19 protein-coding genes are annotated in these 22263 nt (G+C 56.0%); 13 read left to right on the top strand and 6 right to left on the bottom strand.

The features are described from left to right. Positions 1 to 4 precede the first annotated feature (4 nt). The 3 genes from ACR0IO_RS17895 to ACR0IO_RS17885 form a co-directional block, all read right to left on the bottom strand. Entirely contained in the window at positions 5 to 955 is a 951-nt protein-coding gene (locus tag ACR0IO_RS17895) for a PLP-dependent cysteine synthase family protein (protein WP_480743296.1), read from the bottom strand. Continuing rightward, positions 952 to 2139 carry a glycine C-acetyltransferase gene (locus tag ACR0IO_RS17890; RefSeq protein ID WP_480743294.1) on the bottom strand — a complete coding sequence of 396 codons (1188 nt, stop codon included), beginning with the start codon at positions 2137 to 2139 and terminating at the stop codon, positions 952 to 954. The genes ACR0IO_RS17895 and ACR0IO_RS17890 overlap by 4 nt, the downstream gene beginning before the upstream one ends. Before the next feature lie 109 nt (positions 2140 to 2248). After that, positions 2249 to 2815 carry a helix-turn-helix domain-containing protein gene (locus ACR0IO_RS17885; RefSeq protein WP_480743292.1) on the bottom strand — a complete coding sequence of 189 codons (567 nt, stop codon included), beginning with the start codon at positions 2813 to 2815 and terminating at the stop codon, positions 2249 to 2251. A 117-nt stretch (positions 2816 to 2932) separates the two neighbouring features. On the opposite strand from ACR0IO_RS17885, the gene ACR0IO_RS17880 reads away from it, so the two are divergent. Beyond that, a complete protein-coding gene (locus tag ACR0IO_RS17880) occupies positions 2933 to 4108 on the top strand; it encodes an acetyl-CoA C-acyltransferase family protein (RefSeq protein WP_480743290.1) in 1176 nt (391 codons plus the stop codon). Positions 4109 to 4170: 62 nt separating this feature from the next. On the opposite strand, the gene ubiB is transcribed toward ACR0IO_RS17880, so the two are convergent. Both ubiB and ubiE read right to left on the bottom strand, forming a co-directional pair. After that, positions 4171 to 5700: a 2-polyprenylphenol 6-hydroxylase gene (ubiB, locus tag ACR0IO_RS17875; protein WP_480743287.1), complete on the bottom strand. Its 1530-nt coding sequence runs from the start codon at positions 5698 to 5700 to the stop codon at positions 4171 to 4173. 3 nt (positions 5701 to 5703) lie between these two features. After that, positions 5704 to 6456, bottom strand: coding sequence for a bifunctional demethylmenaquinone methyltransferase/2-methoxy-6-polyprenyl-1,4-benzoquinol methylase UbiE (ubiE, locus tag ACR0IO_RS17870; RefSeq protein ID WP_480743283.1), 753 nt, complete (start codon positions 6454 to 6456; stop codon positions 5704 to 5706). 167 nt (positions 6457 to 6623) lie between these two features. Here ubiE and ACR0IO_RS17865 point away from each other — a divergent pair, with 167 nt between their 5' ends. The 7 genes from ACR0IO_RS17865 (at position 6624) to recF (ending at position 13897) form a co-directional block, all read left to right on the top strand. Next, on the top strand, positions 6624 to 7304 hold the full coding sequence (locus tag ACR0IO_RS17865; RefSeq protein WP_480743281.1) for a hypothetical protein: 681 nt from the start codon (positions 6624 to 6626) through the stop codon (positions 7302 to 7304). Further along, complete coding sequence (mutM, locus tag ACR0IO_RS17860; RefSeq protein WP_480743279.1) at positions 7262 to 8113, top strand: bifunctional DNA-formamidopyrimidine glycosylase/DNA-(apurinic or apyrimidinic site) lyase; 852 nt, start codon at positions 7262 to 7264, stop codon at positions 8111 to 8113. Before ACR0IO_RS17865 ends, mutM begins: the two co-directional genes overlap by 43 nt. A gap of 66 nt (positions 8114 to 8179) precedes the next feature. Beyond that, on the top strand, positions 8180 to 8956 hold the full coding sequence (locus ACR0IO_RS17855; protein ID WP_155146641.1) for an enoyl-CoA hydratase: 777 nt from the start codon (positions 8180 to 8182) through the stop codon (positions 8954 to 8956). Between the two features lie 232 nt (positions 8957 to 9188). Continuing rightward, positions 9189 to 9452: a 30S ribosomal protein S20 gene (gene rpsT / locus ACR0IO_RS17850; protein ID WP_155146639.1), complete on the top strand. Its 264-nt coding sequence runs from the start codon at positions 9189 to 9191 to the stop codon at positions 9450 to 9452. Between the two features lie 543 nt (positions 9453 to 9995). Next, positions 9996 to 11405, top strand: a complete 1410-nt coding sequence (gene dnaA, locus ACR0IO_RS17845; protein ID WP_155146637.1) for a chromosomal replication initiator protein DnaA — start codon at positions 9996 to 9998, stop codon at positions 11403 to 11405. A gap of 228 nt (positions 11406 to 11633) precedes the next feature. Then, positions 11634 to 12755: a DNA polymerase III subunit beta gene (gene dnaN, locus ACR0IO_RS17840; RefSeq protein WP_155146635.1), complete on the top strand. Its 1122-nt coding sequence runs from the start codon at positions 11634 to 11636 to the stop codon at positions 12753 to 12755. Between the two features lie 44 nt (positions 12756 to 12799). Continuing rightward, a complete protein-coding gene (recF, locus tag ACR0IO_RS17835; RefSeq protein WP_480743266.1) occupies positions 12800 to 13897 on the top strand; it encodes a DNA replication/repair protein RecF in 1098 nt (365 codons plus the stop codon). On the opposite strand, the gene ACR0IO_RS17830 is transcribed toward recF, so the two are convergent. Further along, positions 13894 to 14460: a carboxymuconolactone decarboxylase family protein gene (locus tag ACR0IO_RS17830; RefSeq protein ID WP_480743262.1), complete on the bottom strand. Its 567-nt coding sequence runs from the start codon at positions 14458 to 14460 to the stop codon at positions 13894 to 13896. The genes recF and ACR0IO_RS17830 overlap by 4 nt on opposite strands. 99 nt (positions 14461 to 14559) lie before the next feature. Between ACR0IO_RS17830 and ACR0IO_RS17825 the strand changes: the two genes are divergently transcribed. The 5 genes from ACR0IO_RS17825 (at position 14560) to ACR0IO_RS17805 (ending at position 22209) form a co-directional block, all read left to right on the top strand. Continuing rightward, positions 14560 to 15132 carry a TetR/AcrR family transcriptional regulator gene (locus tag ACR0IO_RS17825; RefSeq protein ID WP_480743260.1) on the top strand — a complete coding sequence of 191 codons (573 nt, stop codon included), beginning with the start codon at positions 14560 to 14562 and terminating at the stop codon, positions 15130 to 15132. A gap of 125 nt (positions 15133 to 15257) precedes the next feature. Further along, entirely contained in the window at positions 15258 to 17675 is a 2418-nt protein-coding gene (gyrB, locus tag ACR0IO_RS17820) for a DNA topoisomerase (ATP-hydrolyzing) subunit B (RefSeq protein WP_480743256.1), read from the top strand. 478 nt (positions 17676 to 18153) lie between these two features. Continuing rightward, positions 18154 to 18750, top strand: coding sequence for a TetR/AcrR family transcriptional regulator (locus tag ACR0IO_RS17815; RefSeq protein ID WP_480743254.1), 597 nt, complete (start codon positions 18154 to 18156; stop codon positions 18748 to 18750). A gap of 122 nt (positions 18751 to 18872) precedes the next feature. Continuing rightward, the gene (locus ACR0IO_RS17810; RefSeq protein WP_480743252.1) at positions 18873 to 19979 is read left to right on the top strand and encodes an alkene reductase; all 1107 of its coding nucleotides are present in this window, start codon (positions 18873 to 18875) and stop codon (positions 19977 to 19979) included. Positions 19980 to 20319: 340 nt separating this feature from the next. After that, complete coding sequence (locus ACR0IO_RS17805; protein ID WP_480743523.1) at positions 20320 to 22209, top strand: SLC13 family permease; 1890 nt, start codon at positions 20320 to 20322, stop codon at positions 22207 to 22209. The last annotated feature ends 54 nt before the right edge of the window (positions 22210 to 22263 follow it).

Below are 22263 nucleotides of genomic sequence, written 5' to 3'. Positions count from 1 at the left end.
CAGATCACTCCCATAAGTCCGTTGAAAGATATTTCAGGCCGCTGTCGCACATGACAATTGCAACGCAGCCACCACGTTCGGGGCCTCGCAGTAATTGGATTGCAGCTGCGAGATTTGCCCCGGCGGAAAACCCGGCAAATATCCCTTCGCGGCTTGCCAGCAGTCTGGCATTCTCGCGGGCTTCTTCACCCGTCACGGAAAGATAGTCTGCTATGGGCGCATCTCGCATATGAACAAGATCATTCATCGCATAACCACCACCCTGGATCGGATGATCTGGGGTAGATACCGCTTCCCCTGCCAGCGCACGTGCGCCTTGAGGCTCAACCGCGTAGCATCGGACACCAAGTGGTGACAGAAATCTTGCAGCACCCGCCAATGTGCCACCTGATCCGGCAAAATCGCAGAACGCTGTAATTTCGCCACCTGACTGATCCCAGATTTCAGGGCCGGTTCCGGTTTCGTGGGCAGCAGGATTACCCGCATGCCCAAACTGGTCTGCCCGGAATGCATCACGTTCAAGGGTGATGCGCGTCGCTTCCTGATCGACCAACGCCAGATCAGCGCCTGAAACTTCACCCGGTTTGCTGCCTGACGCCTGAGGAACAATGACAACTTCGGCCCCTAGCGCACGCATCATTCGGGCGCGTTCGACCGAGTTTCCTGCGCTCATGACTGCGACAAACGGATGCCCGAGAATTCCGCAAACAATCGCGAGGCCAGTGCCCATATTGCCCGAGGTCAGCTCAACAACGGTTTGCTCGGGCAGGAGTGAACCATTAGCCCGGGCGATTTCGATGATAGATCGCGCAGCCCGGTCTTTCTTGGAAAAACCTGGCATCAGATAATCCAGCTTGGCCAGAATGCGCCCCTCAAGCCCAAGCGAGCGTGTCACTCGCGAAAGCTCCACCAGCGGTGTGTTTCCGATAACGTCTATGACCGATGGCAGGATCAAGAGATAATCCCCAACTCTTTGCCGACTTTACCAAAGGCTGTAAGTGCCCGGTCCAGTTCATCCTTTGTCAGAGCCGCATTCATCTGCGTCCTGATACGGGCCTGCCCGCGCGGCACGACGGGGAAGAAGAAGCCCGAAACATAGACACCCTCATCGAACAGTCGCGACGCCATTTCTTGTGCCAAAGTGGCCTCACCCAGCATGACTGGAATGATTGGATGTTCTCCGGGCAGCAGATCAAACCCCAGTTTCTCCAGACCTGCACGCCAGTATTTCGCATTTCCGAACAGCTGAGCGCGCAACATGTCGCCCTCTTCAACCAGACGGATCGCCTCAAGTCCGGCGGCGACGATGGACGGCGGCAGCGAGTTGGAGAACAGATAGGGCCGCGCCCGCTGCCGTAGCAGATCGATCACTGGCTGCGGCCCGGCGATGTAACCGCCGATTGCCCCCCCAAGTGCCTTGCCCAGAGTTCCCGTCAGAATGTCAACGTCGACGTCGAAATGATCCGGCGTCCCGGCGCCGTTCGGCCCCATAAAGCCAGTAGCGTGGCAATCATCGACCATGACGATAGCATCGTATTTGTCTGCCAGCTCCCGGATTTTCGGCAGGTTGGCCAGATAGCCGTCCATCGAAAATACGCCGTCGGTGGCGATCATGATGTGCCGTGCACTATCCTCGCGGGCCTGTTTCAGCCAGGCTTCGAGGTCGTTCATGTCGTTGTTCAGATAGCGATAGCGTTTGGCTTTACAAAGACGCACGCCGTCAATGATCGAGGCGTGGTTCAGACTGTCCGAGATGATAGCGTCTTCGGGCCCCAGCAGGGGCTCGAACAACCCGCCATTGGCGTCGAAACATGCAGCGAACAGGATCGAATCGTCCTTGTTCAGGAACTTTGCCAGTTTCTGCTCAAGCTCACGGTGTATGTCCTGCGTGCCGCAGATGAACCGGACCGAGGCCATGCCGAACCCCTTGGGCTCCATCGCGCCCTTGGCAGCGTCGATCAGCGCTGGGTGATCGGCCAGACCCAGATAATTGTTGGCGCACAGGTTGATCACCTGTTTGTCGCCCACCGTGATCTCACCGCCCTGAGGCGAGGTGATCATTCGCTCGCGTTTATACAGACCTTCGGATTCGATCTGCGCGAGGGTGTCCGTGATATGGGACAGGAATGCATCTGCCATGGCGATCTCCTTGTTCTGAGTCGCGTATCTAACATAACGGATGCATTTCCCAAATAGGGGAATGGCAAAATTGCGGAAAAATTTCCGTGAAGGCGGATATTCGCCGGTGTCAGGCGTTTTTTACGATCAGGAAAACCCGGGCGGGGCCATCAAGTGACGAAATCGAATGCAGTACATCAGCCGCATAACGCGCAGTGTCACCCTGCCTCAGATCCATACTGGCTGTTCCGGAGGTGACCCGGACGGACCCTTCCAGCACGGTCAGTTGTTCCTGTGCGCCCCGAGTATGGGGCTGGCTGTTCAATGCACCATCCTGATCAAAGGAGATATCATAGACTTCATGCCCGCCGGCTTCTTCGGGTGGCGACAGGATGCGGATACGGCAGGCCTGTCCCATATTGTCGATGCTGGGAACCTCGGAGTTTCTCAGAACTTCGATCTGATCCGTACCGTCGGCCTCTTCCAGCAATCCGGCAAAATCCACCTGCAGTGCACGGGTGAGGTTCCATAGCGTCGAAATTGTCGGGCTGCTTTCACCCCGTTCGATCTGGCTGACCATGGATCGGGATACGCCGCTGAGATTGGCTACAGCTTCCAGTGACAATCCTTTTGCCCGACGTGCCTCTTTCAGGCGGGCTGGCAGACGTGTCAGGATATCGTTTGAGTCTTCCGTCATGACGGAATTTCATGCGCGCTTGACGATCCGTTGTCAATTCCGACAGTGACGGAACGTCCTGTGGGACAGCTCAATGCTGCAGATGCATACTGCGCCCAAATCCAAGAGGAGAGAGACATGACCGACATTGTGATACTGGACGGAGCCCGTACGGCTATCGGCACATTCGGCGGGGCGCTTGCCTCGACCGCGCCCATCGATCTGGCAACGGTCGTCACCGAAGCGGCGATGGAACGTTCGGGCGTCGAGGGTGGTCAGATTGGTCATGTGGTGTTTGGCAATGTGATCAGTACCGAACCACGCGACATGTATCTTTCGCGTGTCGCTGCGATGCAGGCGGGCATTCCGAATGAAACGCCGGCAATGAACGTAAACCGTCTATGCGGGTCCGGCGCGCAGGCTGTTGTATCCGCGGTCCAGTCCCTGATGCTGGGGGATGCAGAGTTCGCGGTTGCAGGCGGGGCCGAAAGCATGTCGCGCAGTCCGTATATCGTGCCGCAGGCCCGCTGGGGTGCAAAAATGGGCGATGTAACCTCGATGGACATGATGCTGGGTGCGCTGAACTGCCCGTTTGGAACCGGGCACATGGGGGTGACAGCTGAAAACGTTGCCGACGAACATCAGATCACGCGTGAACAGATGGATGAGTTTGCCCTGTCCAGTCAGACCCGCGCTGCCTCGGCCATTGATGCGGGATACTTCGACGACCAGATCACTCCGGTCCAGGTGAAGGTCAAGCGTGACATGGTGGATTTCAAGGTTGATGAACATCCCAAAGCCACAACTGCCGAGGCGCTCGCCGGATTGCGGCCAGTGTTCAAAAAAGATGGCCGTGTTACTGCAGGCAACGCATCGGGCATCAATGATGGTGCGGCAGCGATGGTTCTGGCCACGGCAGATGCTGCCGAGAAAGCAGGCCTGAAGCCAAAGGCCCGCATTCTGGGATATGGACATGCAGGTGTTCGTCCCGAGGTTATGGGGATCGGGCCTGTACCGGCGGTGCAGAACCTGATGGCAAAGACCGGCCTGTCGGTTGAAGATTTCGATGTGATCGAAAGCAACGAAGCGTTTGCGTCTCAGGCACTCGCCGTCAATCAGGAACTGGGGCTGGACGCCGCCAAGGTGAATCCGAATGGTGGAGCGATCGCTCTGGGTCATCCGGTTGGGGCAACCGGTGCGATCATAACCCTGAAGGCGCTATATGAACTGGAACGTACCGGGGGATCGAAAGGTCTGATCACCATGTGCATTGGCGGTGGTCAGGGGATCGCAATCGCAATCGAGCGTCTCTGATACGGAACGGGGGCAGATTGCCCCCAATACTATCGTAGAAATTATCAGCTCTTTGGGTGTGTTTAGCCCAGAGAGCTCATCAGCATTACGGCTGCCGCACCTGCAATGGCACCAATGGCCGCCGGCAGTAGCATAGGCAAAACACCTGATCTCTTTGGCTCATCTTTGTGAGTCTGCGCAATCAAAGCGTTTTCGACCAGATCAGGCAGGCGCGGTCCAAAACGTGCGAGAACAAGTGCAGTCTTGCCAAAATCGCGCAGAGCCGCACGCGGGCCGATCGATTTTTTGATGTAGTCTTCGACCACGGGGCGCGCGACTTCCCAGATATTGATGTGCGGATCCAGTGAACGTGCGACGCCTTCAACCACTACCATCGTGCGCTGCAAAAGGATCAGTTCGGTCCGTGTTTCCATGCCGAAACGTTCGGTGACTTCGAACAGATAGTTGAGTAGTCGACCCATCGAGATATGGGTGGCGTCCATGCCAAAGATGGGCTCACCCACCGCGCGCAGTGCGCGGGCGAACTCGTCTACATCCTGATTGGCAGGGACATATCCGGCTTCGAAATGAACCTCGGCCACGCGTTTGTAGTCGCGGCGGATGAAGCCGAACAGGATCTCGGCATAGACCCGGCGCGTGTATTCATCGATATGGCCCATGATGCCAAAATCATAGGCAATGATGTCACCATTGGCGGCAACCTTCAGGTTGCCCTGATGCATGTCGGCATGAAAATAGCCGTCCCGCAACGCGTGCATCAGGAACAGGCGCAGGACGCGTTCCGCCAGCGAATGGCGATCATGATTGGCGGCATCCAGCGCGTCATTGTCGCCCAGCGGAATACCGTCTGCCCAGCTAAGTGTCATGACGCGGCGCGCGGACAATGACCACACAACCGGCGGCAACCAGAAGCCTTCATCATCTTTGGTGTTGGCTTGGTATTCCGATGCTGCGGCGCTTTCGAGCCTCAGGTCCAGCTCTCCACGGACCACACCATCAAAATGTTCGATGACATCCATTGGACGCAGGCGTCGTGCGCCCGGGGCAAACAGCTGCACGATGCGAGCTGCGAAATAAAAGGCGTCTACGTCCTTGCGGAAGGCACGTTCTATCCCTGGGCGCAGAACTTTGACAGCGACCTCTTCACCAGTGCTGGCCCGTTTGGCCTTGTGAACCTGAGCGATCGAAGCCGCCGCAATGGGTTCGCTGAATTCGGTGAACAATTCGTCGACCGGTTGGCCCAGTTCTTTCTCCACTTCGGCCATCGCCTCGGCGCGAGAGAAGGGGGGCAGTTTATCCTGCAGAACACGCAGCTGCTCGGCCAGTTCATCACCGACCACGTCCGGGCGGGTCGACAGCACCTGACCAAATTTGATGTATGCCGGACCCAGCGCCGTCAGCGCGCGTGTGGCGGGCGGCATGTCCGGATCGCCCTTGTAGCCCAACCACTGGAAGGGTTTGCCCAGAGTGTGCGCCACGATGCGCAAAGCACGTGGTGCTTCGAAGGCGTCCAGCACCACGTTCATGGCACCGGTCCGCTCCAAAGTAGCGCCTGTCCGGATCAGGCGGATAATGTTATGAGGTCCGCGCATGTATCAGATCTTCCAGCCGGAATGCAGCGCGGCGATGCCCATGCTGAGATTGCGATACTTGGCATTCTCAAATCCCGCTGTTCGAACCATGCTCAGGAATGTCTCCTGATCGGGGAACTTTCGGATCGATTCCACGAGATACTGATAGCTGTCGTAGTCATTGGCGATCAGTTTTCCCATCCGGGGGATGACGTTGAAACTGTAGAGGTCATAGAGCTTTTGCAGCCCGTCATTCGGCAACTGGCTGAACTCCAACACCATCAGCCGTCCACCGGGTTTGAGGACGCGGAACGCTTCGTTCAGAGCCTCTTGCGGGCGGGTCACGTTCCGGATGCCGAATGAGATGGTGTAGACGTCGAAAGTACTGTCGTCGAAAGGCAGAGCCATGGCATCGCCGACCACCCAACTCAGGCTGTCCGACATCTGGTCAGCCTCGGCGCGCTGGCGGCCTTCGACCAACATCGGCTCCGTCAGGTCCAGCACTGTCGCTTGGCCGTGACCTGCACGTTTCAGGAACCTGAATGAGATATCGCCTGTCCCACCGGCCACATCCAGAAGATGCTGACCGGGCCGGGGGGCAAGCCAGTCCATCATTGCGTCTTTCCAAACCCGGTGAATGCCCATCGACATGACATCGTTCATCACGTCGTATTTCGAGGCAACCGAGTTGAAAACGCCCTGCACGCGGCCGGCCTTGTCGGCCTCGGGGACGGTTTCAAACCCGAAATGGGTGGTCTTGTCATTGGTGTCGGACATGAATGGACGCCTCTGCCTGTGTTGCTCATCCTTATAGGCCTCAGCGCGGGGAAGACAATCGCGCGAAATGGTAGCAGGGGGGACGATCGGACAGGCGCGCCACAGATTTTCCTTAGTCGCTACATAAGACGACAGGCAGGTATTTTGAACAAACGGAGTTTTCCCCGTTGGCAAACGTTCTGGCAGTCTTGTTGTCTATTCTTCTGGTGCTTTTATTCTTGGGATGGCGGATCAGAGCGGTGTTTCGCACGATCCGGCGCGTGCATCGTGCCGAAGGGGCGGGTGACAAACTGGACGCCGTAGCCAGACATTTTCCCAATGACCCTGTGGACGAGGCAATCTCCCGCGCGGGCAGCGATCGGCCTGCTCAGCAATCGCTGACGCGGCTGACCTTTCGAACGACACCGGGTTTGCTGGTCCTGATCTCGATTGCGTTTTTCAATGTGCTCAACATCAGTTTTTTCCAACCCGAACTGATGCCCGATGACAAGGTTTTCCCGGGTTTGGAGGCGGAAACAATACTGTGGATCAAGTTGTCGCTGGTCGGGTTGGTCGTCTACACCCTAGTCTTTCATCTGGTGAACACGGTGACGATTGATGGGGCCGAATTGGTCACAACGGGTTGGCTGTTTCAACGGCGTTACTTTGATTTGACCAAGCTGACCAAAATCAGCCTCAGGCATCACGGGACCTATGTGCTGCGTTTTTCTGATGGGAAGACGGCACGGATTCTGAAATATGTAACCGGACATGATGAAATGGTGCAGGCGCTGGAAAATGCTCTTGCGGCAAATCAGGAGAGCGCATGCCGGAACTTCCCGAAGTCGAAACGGTCCGCCGCGGGCTAAGCCCCGCGATGGAAGGCGTTGTCATTGAACGCGCCGACGTGAACCGTCCGGACCTGCGTTGGCCGTTCCCTGATCAGATGGCAGAGCGGCTGTCCGGTCAACGGGTGGATCGTTTACGTCGACGGTCGAAGTATATTCTGGCCGATTTAGACAGCGGTGAAACCTTGCTGATTCATTTGGGCATGTCAGGGCGGATGACGGTATCCGGCGATCCGCTGGGCCAGTTTGTTCACAATCACCCTGCACCTGAAAAGCATGACCACGTCGTGTTTCACATGGCCAATGGTGCACGGATCACGTTCAATGATCCCCGTCGGTTTGGGGCGATGGATTTGCTGCCGACAGATACTGCCCACGAACACAAGCTGTTGTCTGTTCTGGGGCCCGAACCCCTTGGGAATGATTTTCACGAACAGCATTTGATCGACGCGTTTCGAGGTAAGAATACTCCGGTGAAGTCGGCGCTGCTGGATCAGAGAATCGTTGCCGGATTGGGTAATATCTATGTGTGTGAAGCGCTTTATCGCGGCGGAGTGTCGCCACGTCGCAAAGCAGGGCAGATTTCCGAGCAACGTGTAGCGGCATTGGTTCCGATCATCCGCCAGGTTCTGGAAGAGGCGATCAGGGCGGGGGGATCATCCTTGCGGGATTTCCGGCAAGCCGATGGAGAACTTGGATATTTTCAGCACAGTTTTGATGTGTATGGCCGTGAAGATGAGCCGTGCAGAACAGAAGGTTGTGACGCGAAAGTAAAGAGAATCACTCAGTCCGGTCGCTCATCATTCTATTGTGCGCAATGCCAAAGATAGCTTGATCCAAGTTTTTCGCGTGATAAGGAATCGTATCTGAACGGAACAACCGAAAGCTTAGACCTCATGGCTTTTGAGACGATCATCGTCGAAATTGAAGACCACGTCGCCCTAATCAAGCTCAACAGACCGGATGCGCTGAATGCTCTGAACACGCAACTTTTGAGTGAACTGTGCGATGCGCTGGAAGATGCGGACCAGAATGACAAGGTGCGTTGCATCGTCATCACCGGTTCTGACAAGGCCTTTGCCGCTGGCGCGGACATCAAGGAAATGTCCGAAAAGAGCTATGTTGAAGTTTACACTGAAAACCTGTTTGCCGATGTAAATGATCGGATTGCCGCGATCCGCAAACCGATCATCGCAGCTGTTGCCGGCTATGCGTTGGGCGGTGGCTGTGAGGTCGCGATGATGTGTGACTTCATCATTGCCGCGGACACTGCCAAGTTTGGCCAGCCCGAGATCAACCTTGGTGTTATTGCCGGAATGGGTGGCAGCCAGCGCCTGACTCGCTTTGTTGGTAAATCCAAGTCGATGGACATGAACCTGACAGGCCGTTTCATGGACGCGGAAGAGGCCGAGCGTTCGGGTCTTGTCAGTCGGGTTGTCCCATCCAAGAAGCTGATCGAAGAGGCTGTGGGTGCAGCACAGAAGATCGCTGAGAAATCTCTGCTCAGCGCAATGGCGGCCAAAGAAGCTGTGAATCGCAGCTATGAATTGCCGCTGAGCGAGGGCATGCTGTTCGAACGCCGGGTTTTCCACTCGATGTTCGCGACCGAAGACCAGAAGGAAGGCATGGCAGCGTTTCTCGAAAAACGAGCTGCGCAGTTTCGGGACAAGTAAACGCCGAAATAGCTGATCGGATGAGGCGGGCCTTGCCCGCCTTTTTCATACCGGCCATGCACCGTAGAAGATTCGGCTTGGCAAAGGCAGCAAACTTGGATATGCAGCGCCGCTATACATGCGCGTGCGGCCCGCTTGGCCAGAATCACACTCGTGATCCCTGATCCGGTACGGAAATGTCCGTGGCGCGCAACCCTGAGACAATCGAACCGAACAAAGGTCAGAGATACACATGGCAAATTCGCCCCAGGCTAAGAAGCGCGCTCGTCAGAACGACAAGCGCTTCGCAATCAACAAAGCACGTCGTTCGCGCATCCGTACCTTCCTGCGCAAGGTCGAAGAAGCAATCGCATCCGGTGACAAGGAAGCAGCAACCGCAGCTCTGCGCGTCGCTCAGCCTGAACTGATGCGCGGCGTCACAAAAGGTGTTTTCCACAAGAACACAGCGGCACGTAAAATGTCGCGCCTGTCGGCTCGCGTGAAGGCGCTGGGTTGACCTTACGTCAACTATTGTTGACTTAGATCGCTCAAAGGGGCGTCGCGGATTGCGGCGCCTTTTTCATTGTTGCCTGAATGCCGCGTCTTCACAAATCTGAGAGATTCTTTCGGCCAAAGACCCGAGTCAATATCAGAGTTTCGTTGCCGCGACCCGCTGCCTCTTGTTACCACTGATTCAGCGATTCACTCGCTTGGGGGGACAGGCTGTCATTGCGATCATACTGACGGGCATCAGGACGATCCATTGACGAATGTCGGCAACCGGCTCGAACTGGTTTGACGATCTGCTACGGATCTCGGGATCACCGACGATCTTAGCCCTGTCTAAAAATTGAAAGGTAACGCGCAACCCTGTTTCTGGGGACGTGCCTGCTGTGGGACGTGGCCAAACTGCTGTTGTGCGGGCGAAGAAGAAATTATCCGCCGAATCCCTTGGTTCGGCGCAAGGATACCTTTGTGCGAGTGAACGCCAGAAGCCGGGAGACCGGACACATTAATAAGGCCGACAGGCCAATAAAGAATGGGATGCGTGAGGCGCTTAATGACACAAGAGAAATGGGGACAACTGCGTAGCAAGTTGCTGAAGGCCATCGGCCGGAACAATTTCACCACCTGGATCGAACCTCTGGAATTTCAGGAGTTGCAGGATGGTGTGGCTGTATTTTCGGTGCCGACCAACTTTATGGGCAACTATGTCAGTCAGAATTTTGCGGACCTCATTCTGTATGAGCTGAACACCTCGGGTGAATCGGTTCAGCGCCTTGCCTTTCGTGTAGCGGCCAATTCACCTGCGCGCCCCGTTGCTGCGCCAGTGGCAGAGCCAGCCCTTGCAGCGGTCTCCGAAACCGTCGCGCCGGTGCAACCCGAAGCATCTTATCCGTCAGATACTGCGAGTGATGCGCTGGAATCCCTGCAGGCCGCGCCACTTGACGCCCGTTTTACATTTGAGAGCTTTGTGGTCGGCAAACCCAATGAACTGGCCCATGCCGCTGCGCGCCGCGTCTCCGAGGGTGGTCCCGTCACATTCAATCCGCTGGTCCTGTATGGGGGTGTCGGTCTGGGTAAAACCCACCTGATGCATGCCATCGCGTGGGAACTGAAAACCAAACGCCCAGAACTCAACGTGCTGTACCTTTCGGCAGAACAGTTCATGTATCGCTTTGTGCAGGCCCTGCGCGAGCGACGGATGATGGATTTTAAACATCTGTTCCGCTCGGTCGACGTGCTGATGGTTGATGACGTGCAATTCATCGCAGGCAAGGATTCGACTCAGGAAGAGTTCTTTCACACGTTCAACGCGCTGGTGGACCAGAACAAGCAGATCATCATTTCGGCCGATCGTGCACCGGGTGAGATCAAGGATCTTGAGGATCGCGTAAAGTCACGCCTGCAATGTGGTCTGGTTGTTGATCTGCACCCGACCGATTACGAACTGCGCCTGGGCATCCTGCAGAACAAAGTACAGCAATACAGCAGCACCTATCCGGATCTGACCATCGCCGATGGTGTGCTCGAGTTCCTCGCGCATCGCATTTCGACCAACGTTCGCGTTTTGGAAGGCGCGTTGACCCGTCTGTTTGCATTCGCTTCACTGGTGGGTCGCGAAATCGACATGGAACTGACGCAGGACTGCCTGGCCGATGTGCTGCGCGCATCCGAGCGCAAGATCACGGTCGAAGAGATTCAGCGCAAAGTTTCCGACTATTACAACATCCGCCTCAGCGACATCATCGGCCCTAAACGCCTGCGCTCCTATGCCCGTCCGCGTCAGGTGGCGATGTATCTTTGCAAGCAATTGACCAGCCGCTCGCTGCCGGAGATTGGTCGCCGGTTTGGTGGCCGTGATCACACCACCGTCATGCACGGCGTAAAGCGTATCGAAGAGCTGAAGCTGACCGACGGTCAGATCGCCGAAGATGTCGAGATGCTACGCCGGTCACTCGAAGCCTGAGTTCGTCCGGTAACTCGGAATACAACGCCTCGGACAAGCGAGTTCGGGGCGTTTTCTTGTGCGGTATTGTCCACGGTCGCCGAGGAACTGTGCCAAATCAAACACGCGCCTCTTGACCGTTTGGTCATTCCGACCCAGAAATCCGTAAAAAATCCTTGTGCCTCAGGGCTGAACCGCTAACTTGCCAGTCCCGCCCATAACGGCACTCAAGTCAGAGGAATTGAGGGTATGAAGATCAGCATCGAACGCGGCACCCTTCTCAAGGCCGTCTCGCAGGCCCAATCCGTTGTGGAACGCCGAAACACAATTCCGATCCTGGCGAACGTATTGATCGAAGCCGAAGGTGATCAGGCTTTGTTCCGCGCCACCGATCTGGATATCGAGGTGGTCGACAAGGCGCCGGCGCAGGTCGAAAAGGCGGGCGCTACAACCGTCGCAGCGACGACCCTGCATGAGATCGTGCGGAAACTGCCCGATGGCGCATTGGTGACATTGACTGCTGATAGTGCAGCAGGCCGTTTGACCGTTGAAGCGGGGCGCTCGAACTTCTCGCTGGCAACGCTGCCAAAAGAGGACTTTCCGGTCATGGCGTCCTCGGAGTACCAGTCGAACTTTACCGCTTCGGCGGCCTTGCTGCGCCGGTTGTTCGACAAATCGAAATTTGCCATCTCAACCGAAGAGACGCGCTACTATCTGAACGGTGTCTATATGCATGTCGCTGATGGCTCCGAAGGTGGCAAAGTTCTGCGTTGTGTGGCAACCGATGGGCACCGTCTGGCCCGCATCGATGCAGACCTGCCTGATGGGGCTGCTGACATGCCCGGTGTAATCGTGCCGCGCAAAACCGTAGGTGAGCTGCGCAAGCTGCTGGATGATGATGAGATGGATATCGCCGTCTCGGTCAGCGAAACCAAAGTACGATTCGCGACACCCGACATCACGCTGACCTCAAAGGTGATCGACGGAACCTTCCCCGACTACACACGCGTTATCCCCCAGGGCAACACGCGCAAGCTTGAGGTGGACGCCGCCGAATTCGCGCAAGCCGTGGATCGGGTCGCAACGGTTTCGTCAGAGCGTTCGCGCGCGGTAAAGTTGCAGCTGGATGGCGATAAGCTGGTCTTGTCCGTCAACGCGCCCGATAGCGGTGCGGCTGAGGAAGAGCTGGCCGTGGCCTACGGGGATGAGCGCCTCGAGATCGGCTTTAACGCCAAGTATCTGCTCGAGATCGCATCTCAGGTCGACCGCGAGAACGCGGTATTCATGTTCAACTCGGCAGGTGATCCGACCCTGATGCGCGAGGGCAATGACCAGAGCGCGGTGTATGTTGTCATGCCGATGCGCGTCTGATCGCGTTGCTTCTGACAGACGTGAACTAACAGAAGGGAGGGGTCATGGCTTTGGCCCTGACCGAGCTTACGGTCTCGCATTTTCGGTCGCACAAGCTGGCGCGATTGTCGCTGGATGGGCGACCGGTGGCGATTCATGGGCCAAACGGGGCGGGTAAGACCAACATCCTTGAAGCGGTGTCCTTGTTTTCGCCCGGTCGCGGTATGCGACGGGCGAGTGCGGCCGAGATGACAAGACGACCCGAGGCTTTGGGCTGGAAGCTGTCGGGGCTATTGCAGGCGCAGGGACAGCAATTTGAGATCGAAACCTGGTCAGAGGGCGGTGCCGCGCGCCAGGTTCGCATTGATGACAAGACGTCCAGTCAGATCGAACTGGGTAAACTGGCGCGAGTCGTCTGGCTGGTTCCTTCCATGGACAGGTTGTGGACCGAAGGCGCAGAAGGACGGCGACGATTTCTGGATCGGATCGCGTTGAGCTTCGATCCGGCACATGCCGAGGCTTCGCTGACCTATGAAAAATCCATGCGGGAGCGCAATCGCCTGCTGAAAGAGCAGGTGCGCGATGCCCACTGGTACGCAGCGTTGGAAGGTCAGATGGCCGAGACGGGGCACCGGATACACACCGCGCGCCTATCAGCGCTGGATCATCTGCGAAGCGCACAGGATCAGGCTGAAACAGCCTTTCCATCTGCTGATCTGGAACTGGTTCAAACCGAAGGTGCGATGCCGGAAACAGCTGACGATCTGCGGGAAGCACTGAATGAAAGCCGCTTTCGCGATCTGGCTGCGGGCAGGACTTTGGTGGGTCCGCATCGGTCGGATTTGTACGGTGTGTTTGCGGCCAAGGGTGTTCCGGCAAAGGATTGTTCGACTGGTGAGCAGAAGGCGCTGCTGGTTTCGCTGATCCTCTCCAACGCGCGGGCGCTGGCCGGGATGGTGGGTGCTCCACCGATTGTGTTGCTGGATGAGGTGGCCGCGCATCTGGACGCGGATCGCCGTGCGGCGCTGTATGACGAGATCTGTGCTTTGGGTGCTCAGGCCTGGATGACGGGCACCGGGCCTGAACTGTTTGCGGAACTGGGTGACCGAGCCCAGACGCTGATCGTTTCCGAAGGCGACGACGGCTCGGTCGTAAGCTCTTAGGCGGGTTCGCTGACCTTACGCTCCCACAGGAAACCGCGCATAACTTCGTCGACTGGCGTTTTCGCCATGTGGTTGACGTAGTTCGACATGGTTTTCTGCGCGAGGCCCAGAACCACATCCAGAACCGCACGGTGCGAATAACCTGCGTCGAAGAACGCCTGCAGCTGCTCTTCGGTCGGGTTGCCGCGAGAGTCCATGACTTGCAGCGTGAATGTGCGCAGCGCTTCCAGTTTTGCGTTGGGTAGCGGGGTCTCGTTGCGCAGTGCTTCGGTTATGTCGTCCGAAACCTTCATCATCTTGGCGATACCGGTGTGAGCAGGGACGCAGTAGTGGCACTCGTTTTCCACGTTGATGGTCTGCCAGACGACGGTTTTCTCATCATTGTCGAAATCGGTCTGCATGAACAGGCCGTGCAGTACTTGATAGCCTTCCAGGTGCTGGGGGCTTTCAGCCATCACCTTGTGCAGGCCGGGCAGACGGCCAAATGCGGCCTGCGATTTTTCCAGCAGTGGTTTGGACCCCTCAGGGGCGGATTCGAGGTCGTGGGACGGGAAGTTGGCCATGTCGGAACTCCTTTTCTGGCGCATTGAGGCAGAAATAGTCTTTCTTGAGTGATCACTCAAGTATATATTTGAGCAACCGTTCAAGAATTGGTGAAGACAATGCCACGCAAACCCGAATACGACCGTGACGCTCTGATTGCTCAGGCCAGGGATATCTTTTGGCGTCAGGGATGGGCGGGCACTTCGCTGAAGGATCTGGAGCGTGAGCTGAAACTGAAACCCGGCAGTTTTTATGCGGCATTTGGATCCAAAGATGCGCTGTATGGCTTGGCTTTGGAACGCTACGCGCAGGAAGGGATTGCGAGGCTAAAGGCTCTTGCTGATAAATTAGGCCCGCTTGAGGCTTTGAAGGCGCAGCCACGGCTGGTTATCGAGGCCAGCGATGCCCCCGCAAAAGCTTGCATGCTGGCCAAAACATACGCGGAACTGCAGGCCAAGGATCACGCACTCGCCGAAGCAGCGGGCATTCATATGGCAGAGATGAAGGCGTGTTTTGCCGATCTGTTTCGCCGTGCGCAGGAGGCAGGGGATATCGCTTCGGATCACGATCCGAACCGGCTTGCAACGCGCTACCAATCTGATCTTCTGGGTCTTCGGCTGTCTGCTGAGCGAAAGGACGTTAACGCGCTGGAAATTGCTGCGGACATAGCGGCTGATATCGATCAATTGTGAGGTTTCGGCGCACATCTGCTGTATCGAACGTAATCAACCTCTGCTGACACAAAATATTGGGGGAGCGCGTGACATTCCCCCCCAGAAAACGTATAAGTTACCAAAATAATATAGGTACTAACGGCATGTCCGAAGACGCACAGGCACCACAAGAATATGGCGCGGATTCCATCAAGGTTCTCAAGGGCTTGGAAGCCGTTCGCAAGCGCCCCGGTATGTATATCGGCGACACCGACGATGGCTCGGGTCTGCACCACATGGTGTACGAGGTTGTCGACAACGGAATTGACGAGGCTTTGGCCGGTCACGCCGACCATGTGACGGTCAAAATTCATGCCGATTCCAGCGTCTCGGTCAGCGACAATGGGCGCGGAATTCCGGTGGACATCCACCCGGAAGAGGGCGTCTCGGCCGCCGAGGTCATCATGACCCAGCTGCACGCGGGCGGTAAATTTGACGGCAACTCGTACAAAGTGTCGGGGGGTCTGCACGGTGTGGGCGTTTCGGTGGTGAACGCGCTGTCGGATTGGCTGGAATTGCGTATCTGGCGCAATGGCAAGGAGCACGTTGCACGTTTTGAGGGCGGCGAGACGGCAGAGCACCTGAAAGTGGTCGGTGAATGCGGTGACCGTACCGGGACCGAGGTGCGTTTTCTGGCTTCGACCGATACCTTCTCGAACCTGGAATACTCGTTTGAGACGCTGGAAAAGCGCCTGCGTGAACTGGCCTTCCTGAACTCGGGCGTGCGCATTATCCTGATCGACGAACGCCCGGCGGAACGGCTTGAGACCGAGCTGTTCTACGAAGGCGGTGTGAATGAGTTCGTAAAGTATCTCGACCGCTCAAAGACGGCCGCGATGCCAGAACCGATCTACATCAAAGGCGAACGCGACGACATTGGCGTCGAAATCGCCATGTGGTGGAATGACAGCTATCACGAGACTGTTTTGCCATTCACCAACAACATCCCGCAGCGCGATGGCGGCACCCATGTGGCCGGTTTCCGGGGGGCGCTGACCCGGACGATCAACAACTATGCGCAATCCAGCGGGATCGCGAAAAAGGAAAAGGTCAGCTTTACCGGAGATGACGCCCGCGAAGGTCTGACCTGTGTTCTGTCGGTCAAAGTACCTGACCCAAAATTCTCGTCCCAGACCAAGGATAAGCTGGTCAGTTCCGAGGTGCGCCCTGCAGTCGAAGGACTGATGAACGAAAAACTGGCCGAATGGTTCGAAGAGAACCCGAATGAGGCCAAGACCATCGTCGGCAAGATCATCGAGGCCGCGTTGGCCCGCGAAGCCGCACGTAAAGCCCGTGAACTAACCCGTCGCAAAACGGCGATGGACGTGAACTATCTGGCCGGCAAGCTGAAGGACTGTTCCGAAAAGGACCCGTCCAAGACCGAAGTCTTCCTTGTCGAGGGTGACTCGGCTGGTGGCTCTGCTCAGACGGGCCGTGATCGCCTGACTCAGGCCGTTCTGCCGTTGCGCGGTAAAATCCTGAACGTCGAGCGCGCTCGGTTCGACCGGATGCTGTCGTCTCAGGAGATCGGCAACCTCGTAATGGCGCTGGGCACCGGTATTGGGCGCGATGAGTTCAACATCGAAAAACTGCGTTACCACAAGATCGTCATCATGACCGACGCGGACGTGGACGGCGCGCATATCCGGACGCTGCTGCTGACCTTCTTCTACCGGCAGATGCCGGAACTGATCGAGGGCGGGTACCTGTATATCGCGCAGCCACCGCTGTATAAGGTTTCGCGCGGTAAGTCAGAGGTTTACTTGAAAGACCAAGCTGCGCTGGACGATTATCTGATAAATCAGGGCGTTGAGGGCGCGGTGCTGAAACTCGGCTCGGGCGAAGAAATCGTCGGTCAGGATCTGACCCGTGTTGTGGACGAAGCGCGCCAACTGAAACGCGTTCTGGATGCCTTCCCGACGCATTATCCGCGCCACATTCTGGAGCAGGCCGCCGTTGCAGGAGCCTTTGTACCAGGCGCGGTGGATGCCGATCTGCAGGGCGTAGCCGATAAAGTCGCCGCCCGTCTCGACCTGATCGCGCTGGAATACGAGCGCGGCTGGCAAGGCCGGATCACACAGGACCACGGCATCCGTCTGGCCCGTATCCTGCGCGGCGTCGAAGAGGTCCGTACGCTGGATGGCCCGATGCTGCGTTCAGGTGAGGCTCGCAAAACCGGCAGCTTCACCCAAAGCTTGCAAGAGATCTACAACACTCCGGCGACACTGATCCGGCGCGACCGGTCTCAGGTCATTCATGGGCCGCTGGACCTGCTGCGCGCCATTCTGGAAGAGGGCGAAAAAGGCCTGTCGCTGCAACGCTATAAAGGTCTGGGTGAGATGAACCCCGATCAGCTTTGGGAGACCACACTGGACCCGGATGCGCGGACGCTTCTGCAGGTACGAGTGGACGATATGGTCGAGGCTGATGACCTGTTCACCAAGCTGATGGGTGATGTGGTCGAACCACGCCGTGAGTTTATTCAGAAAAATGCGCTGAGCGTCGAAAATCTGGATTTCTGACAAACTGCAGGTGTGCGGATAGCACTTCGCACACCCCATATTTTTGCGTGGTATGCGCATAGTTTTGCGCTGCACGACTGTCTGCCGTACCGATGATCTCAATCAGTTTTTTTGCCGTAGTCGTTGCGGTTATAGACCTTTGCGGCGCTCAACCCGCATAGGGCCTCCCTAAGGAGCCTTGGGTTCGTTGCGGCCTTTTTGCTTGGAATCTCGCGAAAGTCTGCGATGCGCAGAAAACAGGCTTTGCAAACGTTGGAGTACCTTTCTTTGCCGCTGCTTTAGTCCAGCCTCAAACGGCAGTATCTGCAAGCAGTGAAAAATAAGGGAACCAACCGGAGTCTTGAGGTACGACTAAGGGCGCCTCCGGTATATCTATCGACCCAGAAAATTCCTGTCATTAGCTGGAATTCGGACTGACTAATCCAAAATCCTCGAATGGCCACTTGAAATTCTGGACCGACCATTCCACATCCAAGATATGAGCGAAGGTACTCTTATAATTGGCGGCAACAAATCGTCCGCAGGTCCGGGTCGGCCTCGTAGCTTTGACGAAGCCGAGGCTTTGGAAAAAGCCTTGTGCGTTTTTTGGCACAAGGGCTACGAGACAGCATCTGTGGATGATCTGACCGAAGCCATGGGTTTGAGCCGGTCCAGCTTCTATGGAACGTTCGGTAACAAACAGGCTTTGTTTCACAAAGCCCTAAGCCACTATTCCAGGCGTGGTTTGAAGACTTTGCGTGATGTCGCGAACGCGGGCGGGGATGACCCCGTTGGTGCGATACTGGAAGCTTTGGCGAACCCGCAAGGTGGTCGTGACGGCTGCATGCTGATCAACTGCCTTACGGAGCTTGCTCCTCATGATGAGGAAGTGGCGGCTCTCGGGCGGCATCATTTGGAGAGCATTGACGAGATTATTGCGAGAGCGCTTAAACCTTCGGATCCGGGACAGGCACTCGTCAAGGCGCGCGCCTTTGCCTCCCTTGCAATCGGCACATTGGCCTTGCGGAAGGCGGGTGTGCCCTCCGATCAGATATCGCAAACTCTGAAACAAGCCCGTTTGGTGATTTCGCCATAAGGCCTCCCGACACCATAAGGAAATGAAACCTACCACAAACTCAAACAAGAGACCGTGACCCCAATATTGGACTAATTAGTCCAATAATATCTGAACGAAGTTTACCAAAGAAGGAAGCAGCAATGGCTGATGAAAAACTGTTTTCCGGCATCAAAGCTGGAGCAATCGAGCTGAAAAACCGCGTTGTTATGGCGCCATTGACCCGCAACCGGGCAAGAGCCGAGGATGACAGCGTCCATGAATTGCAGGCCAAATATTATGCGCAGCGCGCAGGTGCTGGACTGATCATTACGGAAGCTTCGCAAATCTCGCCCCAAGGCAAAGGCTATGCCTGGACGCCCGGCATCTATTCCGATGCGCAGATCGACGGCTGGAAAAAAGTGACTGAGGCTGTCCATGCCGAGGGTGGGAAGATTGTGATCCAACTTTGGCATGTGGGCCGGATTTCTCATTTTAGCTTGCAACAGGATGGCAGCGCCCCTGTCGCACCATCCGCACTTGGCGCTAAAGCCATGACTTTTGATGGCGAGCAGTTTGTCGAAACATCGGAACCTCGGGCTCTGAGTATCGAAGAAATTGCAAGCGTTGTCGCCGACTACCGCCAGGCCGCAGAAAACGCCAAGAAGGCCGGATTTGACGGTGTCGAAGTCCATGCAGCCAACGGATATCTTATTGATCAGTTTCTGCGGGACGAGTCCAACAAGCGTGAAGACGAATACGGCGGTCCTGTCGAGAACAGAGCACGGTTCCTGAAAGAGGTCATGGACGCAGTAGTCGACGTGTGGGGTGCCGATCGTGTTGGTGTCCGCCTCAGCCCCTTCTCGGATGCCAACAACATTTCCGACAGCGATCCACAGGCGACGTTCTCGCATGCGATCAAGTTGTTGAATAGCTTTGGGTTGGCCTATCTCCATCTCGTAGAAGGACAGACCGGCGGCCCGCGCGATATTCCTGAAGGTGGTGATCTAAAGGCGCTATATGAATTGTTTGACGGCGCGAAAATGGGCAACAACGCTTATGATCGCGAAATGGCGATTGAATCGGTTGATACCGGCGCCGTCGATCTGGTGGCCTTTGGCAGACCGTTCATTTCAAACCCGGATCTTGTCAGTCGGTTGGAGAAAGACGCCCCTCTGAATGAGCTGGATGCAACTACCCTCTACGGCGGTAATGAAAAAGGATACACCGACTATCCGACACTGGGACAGGAAGCTGTTGCCGCAGAGTGATGCATCACTCTTAACGCCTTAGTGAAAAACAATAAAAAATACAGTGAGCGCGCCGGTTTGGACGCGCTCATTTCGCAGGTACGGCAATATCTATTCTGGACGCGGGATCTATCACAACTCTGCGAATGGACTGCTTCCCTCCGATTGCGGTGATTAAGAGAGGCTTTTGAGTTTATTATCAGCGTCTCTTTTGAGTTGGCGAAATCCAGGTTTCAGCAGATACCACGTTCGAGAAAACGAGCCGCGTGAGACTGCTTGATGGATTTTGGCCTTATCTGCGGCGCAGAGTTGGTCCTTCGTATTTGCTGCTGGTTGGGTAACGTTAGGTTGGGAGTACGATATGGAATTACCAACACTGACGTACGAAATGATAGCCGTACTGAGTCTATTGTCTTTTACCGTCTTACTTTTTGTTACCGAGATTATACGGATTGATGTCGCAGCAATTCTTGTAATGGTGCTGCTTGGTGCACTGAGCTATCTCCCGGGGCTAGGTAATCTTGCAGATGTATCCAAGCTCTTTGAAGGTTTTTCCTCGAACGCTGTGATGTCCATCATCGCAGTTATGGTAATCGGGGCTGGGCTTGATAAGACGGGGCTTATGTCAAAGGTTGCGGCCCTGATCCTCAAGAATGGTGGCACGACAGAGGCTAGGATAATCCCGATTATTTCAACTACGGTTGGTGTGATCAGCTCTTTCATGCAGAACGTGGGAGCTGCTGCGCTTTTTCTACCTGTTGTGAGCCGCATCTCAGCACGTACGGAAATCCCAATGAGTAGGTTGCTGATGCCCATGGGGTTTTGCGCAATACTGGGTGGTACCATCACATTAGTCGGGTCGTCGCCCCTCATCCTGCTGAATGACCTGATTGTTTCGGCAAATTCATCCCTACCGGCCAATCAACAAATGGAGACATTTGGGTTGTTTTCAGTCACGCCTATCGGTGTGATGCTGGTGCTGACAGGGGTGCTTTACTTTGTACTCTTTGGTCGTTGGGTTCTCCCTGCGCAGCGGGAGCGTGGCGAGGACGCAAGCTCAGCCCGATCCATGCAGACCTATGTCGAAAACACCTATGGGCTTAGGGCCGATATGTTCGAGATACGGGTTCCAGAGGGCTCGATCTTGATTGGACAAACGCTCGCAGATGTCATGGTCGCCCACAACTTATACATTCTTGGCACATCCTATCGCGGCCACAAGGTCATTGCGCCGATGGCTGATACCAAGATCGAAGCGCCAGCGCGGCTTGCAGTGCTTGGCCTGCGCCGTGTTGTCGAGCATCAGTTTGCTGAACCTTACGGCTTGGAGATCCTACCCCAACTAGATGTCTTTGCAGATGATTTCGCCGCGACCCAATCGGGGGTCGCAGAGGTTGTTATTCCGCCCGGCTCTTCAGTGATCGGCCAGACTCCGATTGATTTGCGCCTCCGTCAGACACATGGTTTGTCTCTGTTGGCCATTCAGCGCGGCGAAGAGACCCTAAGCCACGTTGAAACTGAGGATCATTCAGCCACGCATATCGGGCAAGTTCCTTTGCAAGCCGGCGACACTTGTGTGGTGCACGTGCAGTGGGACCGTCTGACACGACTAAAGTCAGACAGGGATTTCGTCGTTGTCACCTCGGATTTTCCCCAGGAAGAGTTGCGGCCCCACAAGGTCGGGTGGGCGCTCGTCTTCTTCCTAATAGCGTTGAGCTTAATTCTATTTTCTGATCTGCGCTTGTCGTTGTGCCTATTAATTGGCGCTGTTGGCATGGTTTTGAGCAGGGTGTTGTCGATTGATGAGGCCTACGAGTCGATAAGTTGGAGCACAGTTTTTCTACTCGCTTCACTGATCCCGTTGGGCCAGGCAGTACAAAACACCGGCACTGCGGATTGGATTGCAGCACATGTGTTGGCTCTACTGAAGGGTTGGCCGATATGGTCGTTGCAAGCAGGAATAGCTGTTTTGGCTACGGTATTCACGTTGGTCATGTCCAACGTAGGTGCAACTGTTTTGCTGGTACCGTTAGCCGTTTCTATTGCGGTATCTTCGGGTGGAAACCCGGCTGTATTTGCTCTTACCGTCGCAATTTCGACGTCTAACTCATTTTTGATCCCAACCCACCAGGTGAACGCGTTGATCATGGGGCCCGCAGGTTATCGGGTGGTCGATTTTGTTCGCTCAGGCGGGATCATGACGCTACTTTTCTTAGTTGTCTCAATGACAGGGCTTGCGCTTTTCTTCTAAGCCGCTTCTCGGCGAACCGTACAAATGTACTCCGCTTCAGCTCAGAAGAACTCA

The organism is Ruegeria sp. CE12 (assembly GCF_056537525.1).
Note: the sequence above shows the minus strand (reverse complement) of the source record. Positions and strands in the feature narration are given on the sequence as shown.

Excerpts from the sequence above, each read along its gene's own strand:
- ACR0IO_RS17890 (WP_480743294.1), bottom strand. The coding sequence starts at position 2,139 with ATGGCAGATGCATTCCTGTCCCATATCACGGACACCCTCGCGCAGATC.
- ACR0IO_RS17885 (WP_480743292.1), bottom strand. The coding sequence starts at position 2,815 with ATGACGGAAGACTCAAACGATATCCTGACACGTCTGCCAGCCCGCCTG.
- ACR0IO_RS17880 (WP_480743290.1), top strand. The coding sequence starts at position 2,933 with ATGACCGACATTGTGATACTGGACGGAGCCCGTACGGCTATCGGCACA.
- ubiB (WP_480743287.1), bottom strand. The coding sequence starts at position 5,700 with ATGCGCGGACCTCATAACATTATCCGCCTGATCCGGACAGGCGCTACT.
- ubiE (WP_480743283.1), bottom strand. The coding sequence starts at position 6,456 with ATGTCCGACACCAATGACAAGACCACCCATTTCGGGTTTGAAACCGTC.
- mutM (WP_480743279.1), top strand. The coding sequence starts at position 7,262 with ATGCCGGAACTTCCCGAAGTCGAAACGGTCCGCCGCGGGCTAAGCCCC.
- ACR0IO_RS17855 (WP_155146641.1), top strand. The coding sequence starts at position 8,180 with ATGGCTTTTGAGACGATCATCGTCGAAATTGAAGACCACGTCGCCCTA.
- rpsT (WP_155146639.1), top strand. The coding sequence starts at position 9,189 with ATGGCAAATTCGCCCCAGGCTAAGAAGCGCGCTCGTCAGAACGACAAG.
- dnaA (WP_155146637.1), top strand. The coding sequence starts at position 9,996 with ATGACACAAGAGAAATGGGGACAACTGCGTAGCAAGTTGCTGAAGGCC.
- dnaN (WP_155146635.1), top strand. The coding sequence starts at position 11,634 with ATGAAGATCAGCATCGAACGCGGCACCCTTCTCAAGGCCGTCTCGCAG.
- recF (WP_480743266.1), top strand. The coding sequence starts at position 12,800 with ATGGCTTTGGCCCTGACCGAGCTTACGGTCTCGCATTTTCGGTCGCAC.
- ACR0IO_RS17830 (WP_480743262.1), bottom strand. The coding sequence starts at position 14,460 with ATGGCCAACTTCCCGTCCCACGACCTCGAATCCGCCCCTGAGGGGTCC.
- ACR0IO_RS17825 (WP_480743260.1), top strand. The coding sequence starts at position 14,560 with ATGCCACGCAAACCCGAATACGACCGTGACGCTCTGATTGCTCAGGCC.
- gyrB (WP_480743256.1), top strand. The coding sequence starts at position 15,258 with ATGTCCGAAGACGCACAGGCACCACAAGAATATGGCGCGGATTCCATC.
- ACR0IO_RS17815 (WP_480743254.1), top strand. The coding sequence starts at position 18,154 with ATGAGCGAAGGTACTCTTATAATTGGCGGCAACAAATCGTCCGCAGGT.
- ACR0IO_RS17810 (WP_480743252.1), top strand. The coding sequence starts at position 18,873 with ATGGCTGATGAAAAACTGTTTTCCGGCATCAAAGCTGGAGCAATCGAG.
- ACR0IO_RS17805 (WP_480743523.1), top strand. The coding sequence starts at position 20,320 with ATGGAATTACCAACACTGACGTACGAAATGATAGCCGTACTGAGTCTA.